The organism is Selenomonas sp. oral taxon 136 (assembly GCF_001554015.1).
GTDB classification, from domain to species: domain Bacteria; phylum Bacillota; class Negativicutes; order Selenomonadales; family Selenomonadaceae; genus Centipeda; species Centipeda felix.
Genome location: NZ_CP014239.1, coordinates 807,343 through 826,084 on the forward strand (window position 1 = coordinate 807,343; position 18,742 = coordinate 826,084).

The 18,742-nt window shown below is 60.5% G+C and carries 16 protein-coding genes and 1 riboswitch; of the genes, 4 read left to right on the top strand and 12 right to left on the bottom strand.

Annotation, left to right across the window (positions count from 1 at the left end; all coding sequences use genetic code 11):
- Positions 1 to 100: 100 nt before the first annotated feature.
- The 12 genes from cysK to AXE86_RS03780 form a co-directional block, all read right to left on the bottom strand.
- Entirely contained in the window at positions 101 to 1,036 is a 936-nt protein-coding gene (gene cysK, locus AXE86_RS03725; RefSeq protein WP_061944826.1) for a cysteine synthase A, read from the bottom strand.
- A 158-nt stretch (positions 1,037 to 1,194) separates the two neighbouring features.
- The gene (locus AXE86_RS03730; protein WP_061944829.1) at positions 1,195 to 3,192 is read right to left on the bottom strand and encodes a penicillin-binding protein; all 1,998 of its coding nucleotides are present in this window, start codon (positions 3,190 to 3,192) and stop codon (positions 1,195 to 1,197) included.
- A gap of 164 nt (positions 3,193 to 3,356) precedes the next feature.
- Positions 3,357 to 4,055: a formate dehydrogenase subunit gamma gene (locus tag AXE86_RS03735; RefSeq protein WP_061944832.1), complete on the bottom strand. Its 699-nt coding sequence runs from the start codon at positions 4,053 to 4,055 to the stop codon at positions 3,357 to 3,359.
- A 5-nt stretch (positions 4,056 to 4,060) separates the two neighbouring features.
- On the bottom strand, positions 4,061 to 4,876 hold the full coding sequence (locus AXE86_RS03740; RefSeq protein WP_050342625.1) for a 4Fe-4S dicluster domain-containing protein: 816 nt from the start codon (positions 4,874 to 4,876) through the stop codon (positions 4,061 to 4,063).
- A 31-nt stretch (positions 4,877 to 4,907) separates the two neighbouring features.
- A complete protein-coding gene (locus tag AXE86_RS03745) occupies positions 4,908 to 5,780 on the bottom strand; it encodes a formate dehydrogenase accessory protein FdhE (RefSeq protein WP_061944835.1) in 873 nt (290 codons plus the stop codon).
- A 90-nt stretch (positions 5,781 to 5,870) separates the two neighbouring features.
- On the bottom strand, positions 5,871 to 8,891 hold the full coding sequence (gene fdnG, locus AXE86_RS03750; protein WP_061944839.1) for a formate dehydrogenase-N subunit alpha: 3,021 nt from the start codon (positions 8,889 to 8,891) through the stop codon (positions 5,871 to 5,873).
- A gap of 104 nt (positions 8,892 to 8,995) precedes the next feature.
- Positions 8,996 to 9,793: a formate dehydrogenase accessory sulfurtransferase FdhD gene (fdhD, locus tag AXE86_RS03755; protein WP_232294919.1), complete on the bottom strand. Its 798-nt coding sequence runs from the start codon at positions 9,791 to 9,793 to the stop codon at positions 8,996 to 8,998.
- A gap of 46 nt (positions 9,794 to 9,839) precedes the next feature.
- Positions 9,840 to 10,973, bottom strand: coding sequence for a molybdopterin-guanine dinucleotide biosynthesis protein B (mobB, locus tag AXE86_RS03760; RefSeq protein ID WP_071884677.1), 1,134 nt, complete (start codon positions 10,971 to 10,973; stop codon positions 9,840 to 9,842).
- Positions 10,970 to 11,893, bottom strand: coding sequence for an MOSC domain-containing protein (locus AXE86_RS03765; RefSeq protein WP_006691225.1), 924 nt, complete (start codon positions 11,891 to 11,893; stop codon positions 10,970 to 10,972). Before AXE86_RS03765 ends, mobB begins: the two co-directional genes overlap by 4 nt.
- Positions 11,894 to 11,900: 7 nt before the next feature.
- Positions 11,901 to 12,896: a GTP 3',8-cyclase MoaA gene (gene moaA, locus AXE86_RS03770; RefSeq protein WP_061944845.1), complete on the bottom strand. Its 996-nt coding sequence runs from the start codon at positions 12,894 to 12,896 to the stop codon at positions 11,901 to 11,903.
- A 144-nt stretch (positions 12,897 to 13,040) separates the two neighbouring features.
- A complete protein-coding gene (locus tag AXE86_RS03775) occupies positions 13,041 to 14,246 on the bottom strand; it encodes a molybdopterin molybdotransferase MoeA (RefSeq protein WP_061944848.1) in 1,206 nt (401 codons plus the stop codon).
- A 10-nt stretch (positions 14,247 to 14,256) separates the two neighbouring features.
- Positions 14,257 to 15,285 (bottom strand): molybdopterin-binding protein, encoded by a 1,029-nt coding sequence (locus tag AXE86_RS03780; protein ID WP_061944851.1) that lies wholly within the window; start codon positions 15,283 to 15,285, stop codon positions 14,257 to 14,259.
- Between the two features lie 239 nt (positions 15,286 to 15,524).
- Here AXE86_RS03780 and moaC point away from each other — a divergent pair, with 239 nt between their 5' ends.
- From moaC to AXE86_RS03800, 4 genes are all read left to right on the top strand, one after another.
- Complete coding sequence (gene moaC, locus AXE86_RS03785) at positions 15,525 to 16,043, top strand: cyclic pyranopterin monophosphate synthase MoaC (protein WP_083501201.1); 519 nt, start codon at positions 15,525 to 15,527, stop codon at positions 16,041 to 16,043.
- Positions 16,044 to 16,055: 12 nt separating this feature from the next.
- A riboswitch (molybdenum cofactor riboswitch) is annotated at positions 16,056 to 16,186 on the top strand.
- Entirely contained in the window at positions 16,180 to 16,986 is an 807-nt protein-coding gene (gene modA, locus AXE86_RS03790; protein ID WP_061944857.1) for a molybdate ABC transporter substrate-binding protein, read from the top strand. (Overlaps the previous riboswitch by 7 nt.)
- Complete coding sequence (modB, locus tag AXE86_RS03795) at positions 16,983 to 17,654, top strand: molybdate ABC transporter permease subunit (RefSeq protein WP_061944860.1); 672 nt, start codon at positions 16,983 to 16,985, stop codon at positions 17,652 to 17,654. The genes modA and modB overlap by 4 nt, the downstream gene beginning before the upstream one ends.
- Positions 17,651 to 18,697 (top strand): sulfate/molybdate ABC transporter ATP-binding protein, encoded by a 1,047-nt coding sequence (locus AXE86_RS03800; RefSeq protein ID WP_061944863.1) that lies wholly within the window; start codon positions 17,651 to 17,653, stop codon positions 18,695 to 18,697. Before modB ends, AXE86_RS03800 begins: the two co-directional genes overlap by 4 nt.
- The last annotated feature ends 45 nt before the right edge of the window (positions 18,698 to 18,742 follow it).

Below are 18,742 nucleotides of genomic sequence, written 5' to 3' on the forward strand. Positions count from 1 at the left end.
GAATGCCCTCGTGCTTCCCAATGGAAAAGAGCTGTTGAACCAAGTTCAACAGCTCTTTCATTATGCTTGCTGTGCCATACAGCCATCATGTCAGAATGATTTACTTCGCCGCAAAGAGATCCGTCGATAGATAACGGTCACCGCCATCGGGCAGGAGGGCGACGATCGTCTTACCCTCATACTCCGGACGCTTTGCCAGCTCCACCGCCGCTGCGAGTGCTGCACCTGAGGAGATGCCAACCAACGCGCCTTCGCGCCGAGCGAACTCGCGCCCGTAGACAAAGGCATCGTCATTCGACACGCGGATCACCTCATCATAGACCTTCGTGTCGAGCGTGTTGGGGACGAAGCCCGCGCCGAGTCCCTGCAGTTTGTGCGGGCCGGGCTTGCCGCCCGAGAGCACGGGCGAGTCCGTCGGCTCCACTGCGACGATGTATACGGCGGGATTCTGCTGCTTCAAATAGCGGCCTGTGCCCGTCACCGTGCCGCCCGTACCGACCCCGGCGACAAAGACATCCACCTTGCCGTCCGTGTCCGCCCAGATCTCGGGGCCCGTCGTCCGCTCGTGCGCGGCAGGATTCGCGAGATTCTCGAACTGCGAGGGGATGAACGAATTCGGGATCTCCTTCTGCAGCTGTTCTGCACGCGCAATAGCGCCCTTCATCCCCTGTGCCCCCTCCGTGAGGACAATCTCTGCGCCGTATGCCTTCAGCAGGTTGCGGCGCTCCACGCTCATCGTCTCCGGCATCGTGAGAATCGCACGGTAGCCGCGCGCCGCCGCCACCGAGGCGATACCGATGCCCGTGTTGCCGCTCGTCGGCTCGATCAGCGTCGCCCCCGGCGCGATCCTGCCGTCTTTCTCTGCCTGCTCAACCATTGCAACCGCAATACGATCCTTCACCGAGCCCGACGGGTTGAAATACTCGAGCTTCACGAGGAGATTCGCCTTGAGATCATGCGCCTTCGCGAACGACTTCGCCGCGAGAAGCGGCGTGCGACCGATGATCTCCGTCACACTCTGATATACCTTCCCCATTGTATCGTCTCCTTCATCTTTATATTATTAGCAAACATACCAAAAAACTATGTTTGTAGTTTACACGATTTCAAGTACTGTGTCAAGGGAGGAAATGAAAAAAGACTGCTGTACGATATTTGCAGCTTCGTACAGCAGTACTATTTTGAGTTGTTTTTTTATGTCGGATGGAAGTAGACCTTTACGCGTTCGCCCTGGTCGACGATGTCGTTGACGCTGAGGCTCTGGCTGACGGCGGCACCCGTGCCCTCGCTCTCGAAGGTAAGTCCGCGCAGCTCGGCGAGGCGCGCCGCCTCGCGCAAGGAGAGTCCCGTAAAGTCGGGCACGACAGCCTTGCCCTCGGGCGGTGTCGCGGCCGCTTCCATGCGCTTTTCTTCGTCGTCGCTGCGCCCCTTCTCCGTCTCGCTCGTCGTTTCGGCAAAGGTGTTGCTCGACGGCTCGACATGGGCATAGCGCAGGAGCTGGGTAAAGATGCGCGAGGCGACAGGTGCGGCGATCTGTCCGCCGTAGAAGTCTCCGCCGCGCGGATCGTCAATCATGACGAGGACGGTGAAGATCGGATCCTCGACGGGCGCAAAGCCACAGAAGGAGGCAATATAGCGGCCTTCAAGATAGCCCGCCGTCTCACGGCGGATCTTCTGTGCCGTACCGGTCTTGCCCGCGATGCGGTATCCCTTGACCCCCGCCTTCATGCCGCCGCCGCTCGCGACGACCTGCTCCAAGAGCCCGATCAGCGTGCGGTCAACGGTCGGTTCGAGCACACGCCGTATCTCACGCGGTGTGCGCTCCTCATAGACAGAGCCGTCGGGGTTCCGAATCTCACGCACGATATAGGGGTGCATGAGCGTGCCGCCGTTCGCGATGGCCGCCATGGCCGTGACGAGCTGCAGTGGGGTCACGGCGATACTCTGACCGATCGCCGTCGTCGCGATATCCGAGTCGCGCATATCATCCGCACTGAAGAGGATGCCCTCCTCCTCGCCCGGGAGGTCAATGCCCGTGCGCTCGCCGAAACCAAAGACGCGAGTGTAGTGCATCATCTTCTCCGCGCCGAGGGAGAGCCCCACCTGTGCAAAGCCCGTGTTGAGGGACTTCTTTACGATGTCGGTGAAGGTGACCGCGCCGTAGCTTTCGTTGCTCCAGTTCTGGATGCGTCGTCCCGAGACCATGACGTAGCCGGGGTCAAAGAAGACCTGATTCGGCGTAACGATGGCCTCCTGCAGTGCCGCGCCCGCAATGACGGCCTTAAACGTCGAGCCAGGCTCATAGATAAAGGCAACGGCGCGATTCTTCCAGTTCTCCTGCGGATACTCCCAGAAGCGGTTGGGGTTGTAGGAGGGGCGTGATGCCATGGCGAGGATCTCGCCCGTCTTTGGATCCATGACGATCGCCGTGATGGAGTCGGGGTTGTTCTCCGCCATCGCACGGTCAAGTTCCTGCTCGACCATGAACTGAATTGTGCTGTCAATGGTCAGTGAAACGGTCTTGCAGTAGTCGCTGCCGTAGACGCGCCGTCCTGCAAAGATGGAGTCGAGGATAGGGCGGCGCTGTCCGTCGACGGTGAGCCGCTCCTCGCGCACCTCGCCTTTCAGGAGCGGGTCAAGTGCCTGCTCCACGCCGTCAAGTCCCTCGTCGTCCGTGCCGACGAAGCCGATGACGTTCGCCGCGAGCGCGTCGTTCGGATAGTAGCGCTTTGCCTCGTTCTGAAAGCCGAGGCAGTCGCTGTAGCCCTTCTCACGAATGACGGCGCGCACGGCCTCGTACTCCGTGTGCTCCAGCCGCCGCTTGACCCAGACGAATCCGCCGCCGCGCGCGATGTCGTCGAGGATGTCCTGCTCCGTGAGGCCGATAAGCGGTGCAATATCACTTGCGATCTCCTCGGGGTTGTGGGTGTCATAGACGTGGTTTGGGTCGACGAAAAGGGATTTCGTCATGCTGCTGACGGCGAGTTCCTTGCCGCCGCGGTCGAGAATCGCCCCGCGCAGGGACTGGATGCGGAACTCGTAGCCGCTCTGGTCGCGCATCCGCTGGGCGAGCGCATCCCCCTGCACGATCTGCAGATAGGCATAGCGGAATACCAAGATAACGAGAACGCCGATCATTACGAGCGCGACGTAGCCGATGCGCCCCTGCACGGTCGACCGAATATTTTTCATCTGTCCATCTCCCCATGATGCACTGCGATTGTGTTACGGGTAACAGAGACCGTTACTCCATATACTCTGTCATGATACCATAAACGGGCGGGAAAAAAAAGACACGGCTCTGCGCAGGCAAAGCCGTGTCTTTCGTAGGGATTACGGAACAGAGAGGAAACGCCTCAGTGGTTTCCCTCTGCCTTTTCCGCCTCGTTGATCTCCGCGCGCGTAACGATGCCCTTGGAGATGAGCTCGTTCACCCATGCACCATGGTGATGGTCGGCGTACGATGCCTTGATCGTGCCGTCCGTCATGCCGTGCAGGGAGTCGGGGTTGACGCCCGCCGCGAGATAGATATGCCCGAGCGCTGCGGCAAAGCAGACTGCCGCCGCAATGCTGTGGACGGGGATGGCATACGCCGTGATCGTCGCGGGCAGGATACTGTCACCCATCCAGAGGATGAGACCGGTGACGACGATGACGACCGACAGCGCAAGCTGCAGGGCGATGTTCATCTTCTCGCCGCCGTTGTAGAACCCCTGCGGGGGCATGTGGGGATCTTTGCCCATCAGCTCGAGGGGGAATTTCTGCATGAATTCCATATCCTTCTTGCCGAAGCTGAAGATCTCCTTCAGCATGATGATGTAGCCCTTGCGTGCGATGATGAAACCGATAATCGGGGTCAGGATGAACATGACGCCGAACACACGGTGCGCATACATGAGGGTCTTATCGCCGAAGATGTTGTAAAGGAAACGGAACGTGTCCGTGTAGAGCGGGAGTGCCGTGAGGAAGAGCATGAAGAACGCAAATGCGTTGAGCCAGTGGCACATGGCAAACGCCTTCTCATGGCGCGGAACGTATTTTTTGTCGATCAACATTGTGCTCACCCCTTCCCCTGCTGGTCATTCTTGCTGCCGCTTGCCATCTTGCGGAGCACCATTGCCCCGACGATGCCGGCCGCTGCGCCGCCGATGGCGAGCTTCGTGAGGGTACGGCCCACCTTCCAGACATCGATGGATGCCGGGGTGACGGGATCCGCCGGGAGTCCGAATACCTCGGGCTTCTCGGGCAGGACATAGATCATGTGCGTACCGCCGACGCCCTTCGGGCTGTAGATGTTCGCATCGGGATGCGATGCGCGTGCGAGATCGACGCGCTCCGCCGCGAGCTGCTTCATCTCCTCCAGCGTACCGAACTCAAGCGCATGCGCGGTACAGGTCTTGGCGCAGGCAGGCTTCAGCACCTCGCCCGTCGTCTCATAGCCATGCGCAATGCGGTCATAGCAGAGATCGCATTTGTACGACTTATGCTTCACATCGTCGATCTTTGGAATGTGCCATGGGCAGTTGTGCTCGCAGTAGTGGCAGCCGACGCATTTGTCCTGATTGATGACGACGGTGCCGTTCTCGTTGCGGTCAATTGCGTTCTCCGGGCAGCCCTTCGCGCAGGCGGGGTCGCCGCAGTGGAAGCAGTTCTTCTTGAAAAAGTCCCAGTGGAACTTCCCCTTGTCGTCAACGCGCTCTTTCATCTCGATGAGCGTGAAGACGGTCGGGGTCAGATCCTTATGCGACTGGTACTGTCCCTCGAAGGGCGTACTCATATCGGGCGGCAGATCATGCCACTGTTTGCAGGCAACCATACAGCCGCGACACGCTGTGCAGCGTGTCATATCATGCAGCATTGCGATTTCCTGTGTCATGACGCTTTCTCCTCTCTTTTATCTGATGGTTCTATTCCAGAATCGGATTGCCCTTTTTCTGAAGTCCCTGTTCCTCCGCGAGGAGGTCGAGGTGCACCGTTGCCCAATCCTGCCGATAGATGAAGTCGCTCGTATCGTCGTCGACAGGACCTCGATAGGTCTTGATGTAGTGATGGCAGGCATCACAGACGTCAAGGCGCATGATATCGCTGTCCTCCGGCTCGAGCGTGTGCATCTTCTGGAGATCCGTGTTGCCGCAGTAGACGCAGCCGACGCGCGTATAGTGCCAGCGCGTGCCGCAGCCGCCGCAAACGAGATCGCGTGCGCGCCCCTGACGGTACTTCCTGAGATCGGCGATGACGGGCTGCCGTCCGCAGACGGGGCAGTAGTTCTCACTGAAACGCGGCTGGTCGCGGTCGGGATTCCACATGTCGGGATCCTTCATCTCCGCAGGAACGAGCGCGGCAATGATGCGCCAGATCGTGCTGCGGATAAAGCCCTCGTTCAGGTCATAGCGCCGGCAGAGTGCTGCAAACGCCTTCTTGTCCTGTGTGAGCACGGCAATGATGAATTCTTCCTTTGCCGCCTTGCGCAGGGGCTTCAGTACGGCGAGATAGCCGCGCGCCGACTCCTGCATGAGGGGCGGCACATCCGCTTCGGCGATGCGGGCAAAGACGTCCTCCTGCATAAGGTAGACCGCACGCACCATGCGTTTGCGATATGTCTCCTGCTGCAGGATCGGCAGCTTCTCCGCGATCGTCTTCGTGACGGCACGCGCGGGGAGCTGTATGGGCTCCGGCGTGCCGACCGCTGCGTCGACGAGGCGATGGACACGCTCAGTCTCGGCGAGGAACGGATGCTTCTTCAGGAAGCGCTTCATCGGATCGGTGTTCTTCGATTTCATAAAAAGGGGTTCTCCTCGTCTTTTCAGACGTTCGTTGTTGTGAATGTTCGTTCGGCGGTCAGCCCCCATACGCGGCGTACCGCGGGGAACTTACACGCGTTCGACGTTGGCGAGGCAGGCCTTGAACTCCTGCTCCTGCACGTTCGGATCGAGTGCGTCGATGGTCAGATAGTTGCCGGAAGGACCCGTCGAGAGCCCCTTGAAGCCCCAGTTGTAGGGCATCCAGATCATGTGCGTCTCCACGCCGTTGATCATGAGCGGCTGAGCACGCTTCGTGACCATCGCCTTGACCTGGATCGCAGCGCGCGTCGTGCTGACGCGGACGAGATCGCCCGGGCGAACGCCGAGTTTTGCAGCGAGCTGCTCCGAGATCTCGACGAACGGTTCCTTGACGAGCTCGTTGAGGTACGGGATGTTGCGCGTGACCGTGCCCGAGCACCAGTGCTCCGTCAGGCTCGATACGCAGAGGACGTAGGGGTACTCATCCGGCGTGCCGATCTTCTGCAGTTCGGGGACACGCGGATAGATAACGCAGGGGTTGAACTGCGCCTTCTGCCCCTCGTTCATCATGTTCTTCGTCGGGCTCTCGACAGGCTCATAGAACTCGGGCAGCGGGCCGTCTACGGGGACGTAGGAGTGATCGCGCGTCTCGCCGTTCTCCACGTCGCTGTACTCAGCGGCGAAGAGGCGGCCAATGCCCTCACCGGTCATACGGAACGGCTTCTGTCCGCCCGGGGTGTTGGGGCCCTGCGTGCGGTCGCCGACGTCAGGAACATCGTAGCCGTCCCACATTCCCTTGGCCTCATCCCACCAGACAAGTGCCTGATCGGGGCGGGTCGGCTTGCCGTTCTCGTCGCAGGACGCACGGTTGTAGAGCATGTGAATGTTGTCGGGCCACGTCCATGCGTAGTTCGGGAAGATGCCCATGTTGCCGTTGTCTTCCTGTCCGCGCCGCTTTGTCATATTGACACCGTCACCGAACACACCCGTGAAGATCCACATCCCCGCCATCGTCGTGCCGTCGTCGCGGATCTCGCGAATGCCGCGCAGGAGATGGCCATCCTTCAGGTCGTAGCCGTTGCACTCCTTCATGATGTTCTCGACATACGCCTCGCCGTTCGCCTCGGGATCGCCGTAGTTCCATGTGAGGAGCTTGATCGTGTTGTCCTTCGGGTCGGTCGAGTCCTTGTAGAGCTCCACGATGCGCTTCCAGAGCTTGTCGCAGATCCAGTAGTCCGGACGCGAGTCGTACGTGGGATCGGGGCCCTTCATGCGCCACTGGAGCATGCGCATGGAGTTCGTCAACGAGCCGCAGCGCTCGAGGTAGGAGGCCGCCGGCATGAAGATGACCTCGGTCTGGATGTCGGCGGGGTTGTCGCCCGGACGCTCCCAGAACGCTGCCGTCTCGTTGACGAAGACATCCTGCACGATGAGCGTACGGACGCCCTTGAGCCCCTTGTTGACGATTGTGAGGTTCGCGTTCGTCATCTGCGGGTTCTGTCCGCAGACGTACAGGCACTTGATCTGCCCCTCGATCGCCTTCTCGAACATGACGTACATGGAGTCGTTGTGCGTGCCGTTGCGGATCGGCAGTGCATTGAACAGGTAGTCATTTCCTGCATTTGCCGCATCGCCGAACCACGCCTTGAGAAGGTTCTTGAGGAACTTCGCACGGAACGTACCGTTGTGGTGTGTCCACTTTGCAAGTGTATCGTCCGTATGCGTCGGATACGAGAGGTAGGCGGGGTAGTACTGGAACATGATGCCGTAGTCCGTCGAGGACTGGACGTTCGGCTGCCCGCGCAGAGCGTCAATGCCGCCGCCTGAGACACCGATGTTGCCCATGAGCAGCTGGATGATCGTAAAGCAGCGGATGTTCTCCACGCCGATCGTGTGCTGCGTCATGCCGAGGGCGTACATCATGACCGTCGGCGTAATGCTCGAGAAGAGCTCTGCCGCCTTCTTGATGTCCGCGACGGGCATGCCCGTGATCGCCGAGGCCTTCTCGAACGTATAGCGCGAGAAATGCGTTGCGAGGCGATCCATGACCGTGCCCGGCTCCGACATCGACAGCGCCTTTACCGGCTTGCCGTTCGCGTCGACCTTGTAGCCCCACGTCTCCTTGTTGTACGTACGCGTCTTCTCGTTGTAGCCGGAGAAGATGCCTGCGTCGAATTTGTAGTCATCACGCAGCAGGCAGTAGGCATTCGTGTTGCGGCGCAGATAGTCGGCATCGTATTTCTTGTTCTGAATAATATAGTTGATAAGTGCTCCAAGGAAAACGATATCGGTGCCGGGACGCAGCTGGAAGAAATGATCGGCAACGCGCGAGGTGCGTGTATAGCGTACGTCTACGTGAACGATGGTGGCTCCGTTGTCCTTTGCCTCCATGACGCGCTTCATCGCGAGCGGATGGCATTCTGCGAGGTTCGAGCCCTCGATCCAGATCATCTTTGCCTTCTTGAGGTTGTACCATGAGCCCGTCATCGCGCCGCGTCCAAAGGCGGCGTTCAGCGCCGGCGGCGTCGTCGCATGGCAGACACGCGTCTGGTTGTCGATGTAGACAACACCGAGCGCACGCGCCATCTTGATGAGCTGATAGCACTCTTCGTTGTTGACCTGCGATCCGCCGACAAAGCCGATGGCATCCGTACGGTTGCTCATGAACTTATAGCCGTTCGCCTCGTCCTGCCCAACCCAGTTCTCGTCACGTGCCTTCTTCATGGCACGTGCGGAGCGGTCGATGGCCTCCTCCCAGCTGATCTCCTCCCAATGGTCGCTGCCGGGTGCACGGTACATCGGGCACTTCGGACGCAGCTCCGCGTTCGGGATATGTCCATAGCCGATTCCCTTCGGGCACAGGCCGCCGCGATTGACGGGGTTGTCTGCCGCACCTTCGAGGTTGATCAGCTTGCCGTCCTTGACGTAGCCGATCGTTCCGCAGCCGCAGCCGCAGAAGTGGCAGACGGAGGTAAATTCGCGACCGCCCGTCAGCTTGTACTCTTTTGCCGCCGCCGAGACCGTTGCGACGTCAAGTCCGAGACTGGCGAGTGCCAGCCCGACGCCGCTTAGCCCGGTGGCTTTCAAAAAGTCACGTCTGCTAAGGTTCATCGTGATTCTCCTTTCGTATCGGCGGGATTCCGCCGACAGGCTCTCCTAAACTTCTATATGAAACGAGGATGTCCCCGGTTTCAGCAATGTACAGAGGTACACCGTCAGAGGGTGATGCGCTCAGGGTTTGCGTAGATGCAGAACGAGCCCGGCGCCATGCGCGCGCAGAGCGTGATGCCGAGTTTGCGCGCGATGTTGAGCGAGAGGGTGGTCGGAACGGACTTCGCCGCAACCGTGGAGATCCCCATCCGCCCCAGTTTGAGCATCATCTCCGAGGAGCAGCGCCCGCTGAAGATGATGATTTTATCGGAAATCTCCACGTGATTCCTGAGCGCCCAGCCATAGAGCTTGTCAAAGACGTTATGGCGGCCGACGTCCTCACGGAAGACGAGGATTTTCCTGTTTGCCTGATCGAACAGGACGCCGCTGTGGACGCCGTTCGTGGTATCGTGGGTCTTGGAGAGATGTGCGAGCAGCTCATCCGCTGTCGCGAGGATGTCCTTCGCGCTGAAGCGCACGTCGCGCGGCCGCTCAAAGATCTCCTCGGGGCGCAGTTTCAGGATGCGCCGTGCCGAGAAGTAGCGCGGATTTTTCACCGCGTCCGCCGCCCACCACTGCGCATCCGTCGTCGTCTTGACCGCGGCGCGCAGATGCTCTGCGTCCACCGTCATTTCCACGATATCGTCAAAGCTGCGGATGCGTCCCATCTGAGCGAGCATCCCGACGATGAGATCCTCGAAGTCGACGGGTGAGCAGAACGCCGTCGTAAAGTTCTCCCCGTTGAGATCGATGTCGAAGAAGACCTCCTCCGAGGTATATTTATGATCCGCGACAAACGCATTCTCCTCAGAGACATAGCGGGTCACGGGTACGTCGATAAAGTCACTGCGCTGAATTTCCATCGTTTCTATTCTTCCATTCGTATACTGCATGCTCTCACGCGAGCACCTACATCGTCAAAAACATTATGCCGTCTGCCCCATAGAGCGGCCGCCCCATAAGAAAGAGCGTGATCCGCGCCGCTGTCTCCATATCATCGAGATCATAGGAGAGCAGCCCGTCATGCGGTGCGGCATCCTTTTGAAAAAGTGCCGTCACACGTGCATCAATCTCCGGCGCGGCAAGTCCGCGGTCGAGCATGAGAGTCGGTAATGCGCCGCGTGAACGCGACTCCGTAATAAAAAGATCTATATCATATTCTATTTTCGATATAAGATTCTGAAAGTCCTTCCTTTGATCTTCTATTTTCTGAATGAAATAGCCATTCGGCGCACTAATTGCCGTTGCCCGCGCCCCCGCCGTCATGAAACGCGCCGTATCCTTTCCCTCCGTATCGAGCTGAAAACCGTGGCTGTCGCTCTTGATGACCGCTGTACGCACACCATGTACCGCAAGGCGCGGGATAAGCCGCTCGATGAAGGTTGTCTTGCCCGTTCCCGAAGCAGGGGCTGCAACGGAGAGAATGGGCCGCTCACGCCCCTCGTTCGCAATACGTCCGCATGCGAGGCGGTAGGCAGCAGGGGTGTTCACGTTGAAGAAGAGTCCCGCATCCACCGCGAGCGGCAGTTCGCGCACGGTGAGGCCGCGCAGGATAATGCCGAGCTTGCGGTCGCCGCGTGCGATGGCAGCGGCAAATGCCTGTCCCGCATCGCGCCGATAGAGCGCGGCGAGCGGCTGCCAATAGCCTGCAAGCGTCGGCAGGACGACCTGCACCGCACCGCGTGCCTCGGGCAGCAGTGCCCGCACAAGATCGAAATCGTAGAAGGGCATATCGCCTGAGAGGACGAGCGACCATTCCGTCTCCGCCGCAGCGAGTCCCGCCGCAATTGCCGCTGCCGGGCCCTGCTGCGGGCGATCGTCCGTGACGAGATGCGCCCCGTACGCCGCCGCGAGCTCCGTGAGCTCTCTGCGCTCCCCCTCTGCCGCGAGGACAATCGTGCGAAACCCTGCCGTACGGCCGCGCCGCAGGGTACGGGAGAGCAGCGTCTCACCGTCCGCCATGGGGAGGAACCGCTTGTCCTCCCCCATGCGCGTGCTCATGCCGCCCGCCGCGACGATGAGCGTCAGGTCGGCGGGCGTCACCGTGCGCACTCCCCCGCGTCGCCGCGCAGGATCTCGATGCCGTGCTGCAGCTGGGGCAGGATGAAGCCGAGACACTCGCGCACCGCTTTCTCACTGCCGGGCAGGTTGACGATCAGTGAGCGTTTCCGCAGGCCCGCCGTCGCACGGCTGAGCATGGCACGCGGGGTCACCTTCATCGAGAGCGCGCGCATCGCCTCGGCGATGCCCGGTGCCTCGCGGTCGATCACGGCACGCGTCGCCTCAGGTGTCACGTCGCGCACGGAAAAGCCCGTGCCGCCCGTCGTCAGGATCAGCCCGACGCCGCGGTCCGACCAGAGCGTCATCTCACGCTCGAGTTCCTCACGCTCGTCGGGCACGATGCTGTAGCCCGCGACATCGTACCCCTCCGCCGTCAGGATCTCACGAATCGCCGCGCCGCTCGCATCCTCACGCTCGCCGCGCGAGCCCTTGTCGCTCGCCGTGATGACGGCGGCGTCGAGCGGGATCTTCTCCGTCGTGATCTCCAGCGTATCGCCGACCGTTACCCAGCCGCCGTGCAGAACACGGGCAAAAACGCCCTCACGCGGCATGATGCAGTCGCCGACGCGGTGAAAGATCTCGCAGTGACTGTGGCACTTCTTCCCGATCTGTGTGATCTCAAGAAAAACCTGTCCCACGCGCAGGCGTGTCCCCACGGGGAGCTCCTTGAAGCGGAACCCCTCGGCGACGACGTTCTCGCCGAACGCGCCAAACGCCACATCTGCACCGCGCGCACGGAAATCCTCGATCTCGCCGAGGCCAAGCAGGCTCACCTGTCGGTGCCAGTCGCCCGCATGGGCATCGCCGTCGATGCCGTATTCCGTAATAAAGAAGGCGCGGTCTGTCGCCTGTTTTTCCGTGCCGCGCTTCTCACTGATGCACAGCGCCCGAATCTCTCCCATATCCGTATTAGCCTCCCACTTGGTACATGGCGCGGTGATCGCGCGTCTCCTGATCGATTTCAAAATGATGTTCTTCGGGCTTCTGCCACACCGCATGGGCAATGGCATCCGCGAGCTGTGCATCCGACATTCCGCCGCGCAGCAGTGCACGCGTGTCAAGCCCCGCACTGCTGTAGAGGCAGAGCTTCAGGAAGCCCTCCGCCGTCAGGCGCACGCGGTTGCACGTATGGCAGAATTTGTGCTCCATCGCATCGATAAAGCCAATGGTTCCCGTAAAACCGGCAGGCCGCACATAGGCGGCGGGCCCCTTCGGCACCGCGCCCTCATGTGCCGCCTCCCCCACGGGCAGGAGTGCGCCGAACGCATCCTTCAGCCGCGCGCGCACCTCATCCATCGGTACGCCGCGATAGTTCTCCGTCCGCGCACAGCCGATCGGCATGAGCTCAATAAAACGCACATCAATCGGATGTGTGCGGGCAATCGCAGCGAGCGCGGCGAGTTCCTCGTCGTTTACGCCCATGATCGGCACGCAGTTCACCTTGACCGTGAGGCGCTCCTCCTCGGCAAGCCGCGTGAGTGCCTCCATCACCGCGCCGAACATCGGCCGCCGCGTGATGGAGAAGAATGTCCCGCCGTCGAGTGTATCGAGGCTGAGATTCACTGCGTCGAGGCCGGCATCCAGCAGCTCATCCATCATCGTGCCGAGCAGGACCCCATTCGTCGTGAGCGCCACCGTCTCGATGCCCGGGATCTCTTTCAGCCCGCGCACAAGGCGTGTGATGTCACGCCGCACGAGCGGCTCACCGCCTGTCAGGCGCACCTTGCGAACGCCCAGTGCCGCGAGCACACGCACATCGCGCAGGATCTCCTCATAGGTGAGCACATCTGCGTGGCGCAGCTTCTTGACCCCATGCGCCGGCATACAGTAGCGGCAGCGCAGATTGCAGCAGTCCGTCACCGAAACGCGCAGATATTCAATTTTCCGCTGAAACTGATCCTGCATGATGAACCTTCTATCTATCTATCTTTCTATCTTTTTCCTATACGTTGACGTGAAAGGCAGAAGTTGATGCATCGAAGCAAACGGGAAAAGTGCACGTTTGCTTCGCCGGGGTTTGCTGCAGAACATCACCACAGCACTGCTTCGTCAGAGAATCACAACATCCACTTCCGCCCCTGCCGCGAGCGGCGGCGTCCCCGCCGGCACATCCACAAACGCGTCGCAGCCCGCTGCCGAAAAGAGCGAACCAGACTCGTGCTGATCGGGCAGCGAGACACGCCCATCCGCCTCCATGCGTGCACGCAGGAAACGCCGTCCGTGGCAGGGCTTTGGGAACGCATCGGCGAGCACGGCACGGCGGCGCGGCATGATCACATCCGTCTCGCCCGCAAGCCGCGCAATCGCCGGACGCGCCATCAGCTCGAACGTCGCATAGGCGGCGAACGGGTTGCCTGAGAGCGCGATGCCGAGCATGCTGCCGCGCGTATAGGCAATGGCGGGGGCGCCCGGCTTCATGCAGACGCGCCAGAACAGCCGCTCCGCACCGAGGGCGGGCACAACGCCGTGCATGATGTCCTTCTTGCCCACGGAGACGCCGCCCGACGTGAGAAAGAGATCCACACGATCCGCATAGGAGGCGATCACCTCCGCCGCGCGTTCCACATCATCAGGCACCGAGCCGACCACCGTCACCTCTGCGCCGAGTTCCTTCAGGCGTCCCGCAAGGAGGTAGAGATTGCTGTTGTAGATCTTGCCGGGACGCAGCGGCTCGCCGGGCTGCATCAGTTCGTCGCCCGTACTGGCAACGGCAATGCGTACGCGCCGATGGACACATACCGCAGCATAACCCTCACTCGCGAGTACCGCAATCTGCGCCGCATGGATGCGCTGTCCCCGGCGCACGAGCAGATTTCCCTTTTTGATATCCTCGCCCGCATAGCAGTAGTTCTCGAACGGCTGCGACGTAAAGGGAACAAAAATCGCATCCCCCTCCTCGCGCACATCCTCCTGCCGCACGACACAGTCACAGCCCTCCGGAATCGCGCCGCCCGTCATGATGCGGACACACTCGCCCGCGCCGACTGCGCCGGCGAAAAAATCGCCCGCGCACTCCTCGCCGATCACCGACAGGCGCACAGGGTGCTCTGCCGAGGCGTCCGCCGTGCTCGCCGACGCAAAGGTATAGCCGTCGAGCGGCGAACGGTCAAACGGCGGATTGTCAAACGCTGCGTACACATCCTCCGCCGCCACGCGCCCCACCGCCTCCAGCAAGGGAACGCGCTCCGTCTCCGCGACGGGTACTGCATGTGCGAGCAGTACCTCGATTGCCTGTTCAAGTTCGATATCCTGCATGGAATTCTCCTTACTTTCCGAACGGGCAAATGGGATAGTGGCAAACCTTGCATCCCATGCAGAGCCCGCCAATCCCAAGGCGCGTGATCTCCTGCCGCGTCCACGCGCTGCCCGCCGCGACACGCGGCAGAATAATATCAAAGATCGTCGCGGGCGAGTACATCACGCAGCCCGGCAGCCCCATGATCGGCACCTGCCGCCCATCCTTCTCATAGTAGGCGAGCAGGAACATCGCCCCCGGCAGCACAGGCGCGCCGTACGTCACGATGCGCGCCCCCGTCGCTTTGATCGCCGCCGGCGTGCGGTCATCGGGGTCGACGCTCATGCCGCCCGTGCAGAGCACCATATCCATCCCCGCGTCGAGCAGCTCCTCAATCGCCGCACGCGTGTGCTCCGTCCCATCATCCGAAAGGCGATGCTCATCCACCTTCAGCCCGAAGGCGCGCAGCTTTGTATCGATCACGGGCGTGAACGTATCCTTGATGCGCCCATGGAACACCTCAGAGCCCGTCGTCACCACGCCGACCTTCATCTTCTGATACGGCAGAATCCGCAGCATCGGCTGAGTGCCCGCCGTCTCACGCACCCGCTCCATCACCGCCTTGTCGATGACGAGCGGGATCACGCGCATCCCCGCGAGCTTCGTCCCCGCCTTGACAGGCATGTGCTGCGCAATCGTCGCAATCATGACATCCTCGATGTCGTTGACGGCATTGAGCGCATCCTCGTTCACCTCGAACACACCTGCCGTCGTCGCGGTCAGCTCTATCTTGCCCTCGCTCGGCTCACTCGCCGCCATGTGCTCATTCTGACAGACATCACGCAGGATCGCCGCCGCATCGTTCTCATGCAGCAGATTCGGATCGTCCTCCCAGGCAAAGATATGCTCTTTGCCAATGCGCAGAAGAACGGGAATATCCTCCGCACGGATCACATCGCCCTTGCGGAAGCGTGCGCCCTTTCGTTCCCCGCGCACAATCTCTGTAATGTCGTGGCAGAGCACCATCCCCACCGCATCCTGAACACGAACCTCACGCATACTGCTCTCCCCGCTTGATTCGGCGGCATTCCGCAAGTGCCGTCACTCTCCTATAAAGCACTCCATCCACCGCCGTCACGGCACAAATTAAATTATATCACATAAAACGATTCTCAATTATGAATATCTATTATTGATTATACCACAAAAAATAAATAACCTCTATGAGTTTTCCTAAATTATAGATAGATTCATTTAATGTTAGAGAAACACAATTGATTTTCTCTGCCGATTCCGCTATGATAAAATTATTTCAAGAAGAAAGGAGGATATCGATGCCAGAAACAGGACTGACGCATTTCGATGCAGGCGGTGCCGCCATCATGGTCGACGTCAGCGGCAAGAACAAGACGCATCGCGAGGCCATCGCGAGTGGACGGATCTGCGTGAGCGAAGCGGTCTATGCGGCGATCACGGCAGGCACGGCAAAAAAGGGCGACGTCCTTGGTGTCGCGCGCATCGCAGGCATCATGGCGGCAAAGCGCACCGCGGACATGATCCCGCTCTGCCACCCGCTGCCGCTCGCCAAGTGCAGCATTGACTTCACGCTTGAGGAGGTGCCGCGCCATGCGGTATATGCCGCGGCGACGGTCAAGGTCACAGGCGAAACGGGCGTGGAGATGGAGGCACTGCACGCCGTGAGCACGGCGCTGCTGACCATCTACGACATGTGCAAGGCGATCGACAAGCGCATGGAGATCACAGACATCCGCCTCGAGCGTAAGTCCGGCGGCAAGAGCGGCACATTCGTCCGCTGAGAAGGAGGGTTTTTCCCTCACCCTCTCCGAGCAGAGCACGTCTAAGGAAACATCTATGGCACTCTGCCTGACGCATATCGTCACAGGGTATGTCGGGAAACGGACATACCTCCCATTCGCAAAGGAGAAACATCACATGAACATCAAAAAGACACTTACCGCCCTCTTGGCGGGCACGGCACTGCTCACCGCCGGCTGCGTCGGCGGCGGCAACAGCGCGAACAAGATGGAGACGCCGCAGGAGAGCCCCATCGAGCTGCAGGTCTCTGCGGCGGCGAGCCTCACGGACGCGATGAAGGAACTCGGCGCGATGTACGAGGAGAACAACAAAGAGGTTCATATCGTCTACAACTTCGGCAGCAGCGGCGCCCTACAGCAGGCGATCGAGAACGGCGGAGCCGCCGACGTATTCGTCTCCGCCGCACAGAAGCAGATGAATGCACTCGACGAGAAGAAGCTCCTTGCGGACGGTACGCGCGTCGATCTTCTCGTCAACGACGTGGTTCTCATCACGGCGAAGGACAGCAAGCTGAATCTGCCCGACTTCAAGGCAGTGCTCGACCCGCAGGTTGCACACATCGCCCTCGGTGAGCCGAAGGGCGTCCCCGTCGGACAGTACAGCGAGGAGGTATTTACGAAGCTCGGCATCCTCGACCAGGTCAAGGCGCGTGCCGTCTACGGTTCAGATGTGCGTCAAGTGCTCGCATGGGTCGAGACGGGCGACGCGGACTGCGGCGTGGTCTATGCGACGGATGCCGCCATCTCGGACAAGGTGAAGGTCGCCGCCGTTGCCCCTGCCGACACGCATAAGCCCATCGTCTATCCTGCCGCCGTGCTGAAGGACTCCAAGAACGAGATGGCGGCGAAGGAATTCCTCGCCTTCCTCCAGACAGACAAGGCTGCCAAGGTCTTTGAGAAATACGGATTCACCGTGAAAGAATGATGGACGAAACACTTTCCCCGCTGCTCATCTCCCTTGAGGTCGCAGGGCTTGCCACGGTCATCACCTTCTTCGTCGGTATTGGGCTCGCCTACGGTGTGCTGCGTATCCGCAGCCATATTGCGGCGACCATTGCCGATGCTGTGATTACTCTGCCGCTCGTCCTGCCGCCGACCGTCGTTGGGTTCTTCCTCCTGCTCTTTCTCGGAAAGCGCAGTGCCATTGGAAGCGCCCTCCTCTCCATCGACCTGCCGCTCGTCTTTACGTGGCGTGCGGCGGTCATCGCGGCGGTCATCGTGAGTCTTCCGCTCATGTACCGCACGGCACGCGGTGCCTTCGAGTCACTCGACAGCAGCATGATTCATGCGGCGCAGACGCTCGGTGTCAGCAACGGACGCATCTTTTGGCGCATCATCCTGCCGAATGCACGGCACGGCATCCTCGCAGGGCTCGTTCTCTCGTTTGCCCGTGCCCTCGGCGAGTTCGGTGCGACCATCATGTTCGCGGGCAATATCCCGGGACGCACGCAGACCATGTCCACCGCCATCTATGCGGCAGTGCAGGCAAACGACTACGACCTCGCCTTTCGCTGGGCAGTCATCATCTCCCTGTTCTCGCTCTTCTTTATCGGTGCGATGAATCTCTACCTCAAACGGGAGGTGCGTGAATGAACCTCGTCGTCAACATCGAAAAACGCCTGCGTGACTTCATGCTCTGCGCGAACTTCACGCTCACGAATACGACGCTCGCCCTGCTCGGCGCGTCGGGCAGCGGCAAGAGCATGACGCTGAAGTGCATCGCGGGGCTTGAGACGCCGGATCGCGGACAGATCATCCTCAACGGCCGCACGCTCTATGACAGCAGTGCAGGAGTCAACCTCCCGCCGCAGGAGCGCAGTGTCGGCTACCTCTTTCAGAACTACGCGCTCTTTCCGAATATGACCGTCCGCGAGAACATCATCTTTGCACTGGACGGATCACAGGAGGAAAAGGAACGCATCCTCGCCGAGAACGTGGCGCGCTTCTCCCTCGACGGACTCGAAAACGCCTACCCAGCAGGGCTCTCAGGCGGACAGCAGCAGCGCGCTGCCTTTGCGCGCATCCTCGCGCGCGGCGCAGATGTCCTGCTCCTCGACGAGCCGCTCTCCGCACTCGACACCCATCTCAAGTGGCAGATCGAAACCGCACTGCGCGAGATCCTCATGGGTCAGAACATCGCGGCGATCCTCGTCACACATGACCGCGACGAGGCATTTCGCATCGCGCAGGAGATCGCGACCGTCGACCGCGGACAGCTCACACCCCCGATGGATCGGCACGAGCTCTTCCGCAGTCCCGGTACGTGTGCAGGTGCACGCCTCACAGGATGCAAGAACATCTCTGCCGCCCGCCGCCTCGACGCGGCACACATCGAGGCGACCGACTGGGGCATCACGCTCGCGGTCACAGACGATGTGACGGATGCGCACCATATCGCCATCCGCGCACACTATTTCGTTCCCGTGCAGGAAGACGGCGAGAACGTCTTCACCGCACAGATCGCAGAGATCATCGAGAGCACCTTCAGCATGATCGTCATGCTTCGCTTCGCCGATGGTGCTCATCGCGTGCGCTGGGAGGTGGACAAGCCCGCATGGGATGCACTTCGTGTGAGCGAAAACGCAGCCCTGCGCATCTGCCTTCCGCCTGAAGCACTGATGCTGCTGCGGGATTAGGGGAGACAGACAAACGCATACAAAAACGCCCTTATGGTGCATCGC

Bases quoted from the DNA above. Each gene is read 5' to 3' on its own strand.
- modB (WP_061944860.1), top strand. From the start codon at position 16,983: ATGATGGACGAAACACTTTCCCCGCTGCTCATCTCCCTTGAGGTCGCA.
- modA (WP_061944857.1), top strand. From the start codon at position 16,180: ATGAACATCAAAAAGACACTTACCGCCCTCTTGGCGGGCACGGCACTG.
- AXE86_RS03775 (WP_061944848.1), bottom strand. From the start codon at position 14,246: ATGCAGGATATCGAACTTGAACAGGCAATCGAGGTACTGCTCGCACAT.
- AXE86_RS03730 (WP_061944829.1), bottom strand. From the start codon at position 3,192: ATGAAAAATATTCGGTCGACCGTGCAGGGGCGCATCGGCTACGTCGCG.
- AXE86_RS03765 (WP_006691225.1), bottom strand. From the start codon at position 11,893: ATGGGAGAGATTCGGGCGCTGTGCATCAGTGAGAAGCGCGGCACGGAA.
- cysK (WP_061944826.1), bottom strand. From the start codon at position 1,036: ATGGGGAAGGTATATCAGAGTGTGACGGAGATCATCGGTCGCACGCCG.
- AXE86_RS03780 (WP_061944851.1), bottom strand. From the start codon at position 15,285: ATGCGTGAGGTTCGTGTTCAGGATGCGGTGGGGATGGTGCTCTGCCAC.
- AXE86_RS03740 (WP_050342625.1), bottom strand. From the start codon at position 4,876: ATGACACAGGAAATCGCAATGCTGCATGATATGACACGCTGCACAGCG.
- AXE86_RS03800 (WP_061944863.1), top strand. From the start codon at position 17,651: ATGAACCTCGTCGTCAACATCGAAAAACGCCTGCGTGACTTCATGCTC.
- moaA (WP_061944845.1), bottom strand. From the start codon at position 12,896: ATGCAGGATCAGTTTCAGCGGAAAATTGAATATCTGCGCGTTTCGGTG.
- moaC (WP_083501201.1), top strand. From the start codon at position 15,525: ATGATAAAATTATTTCAAGAAGAAAGGAGGATATCGATGCCAGAAACA.
- AXE86_RS03735 (WP_061944832.1), bottom strand. From the start codon at position 4,055: ATGTTGATCGACAAAAAATACGTTCCGCGCCATGAGAAGGCGTTTGCC.
- fdhD (WP_232294919.1), bottom strand. From the start codon at position 9,793: ATGGAAATTCAGCGCAGTGACTTTATCGACGTACCCGTGACCCGCTAT.
- AXE86_RS03745 (WP_061944835.1), bottom strand. From the start codon at position 5,780: ATGAAATCGAAGAACACCGATCCGATGAAGCGCTTCCTGAAGAAGCAT.
- fdnG (WP_061944839.1), bottom strand. From the start codon at position 8,891: ATGAACCTTAGCAGACGTGACTTTTTGAAAGCCACCGGGCTAAGCGGC.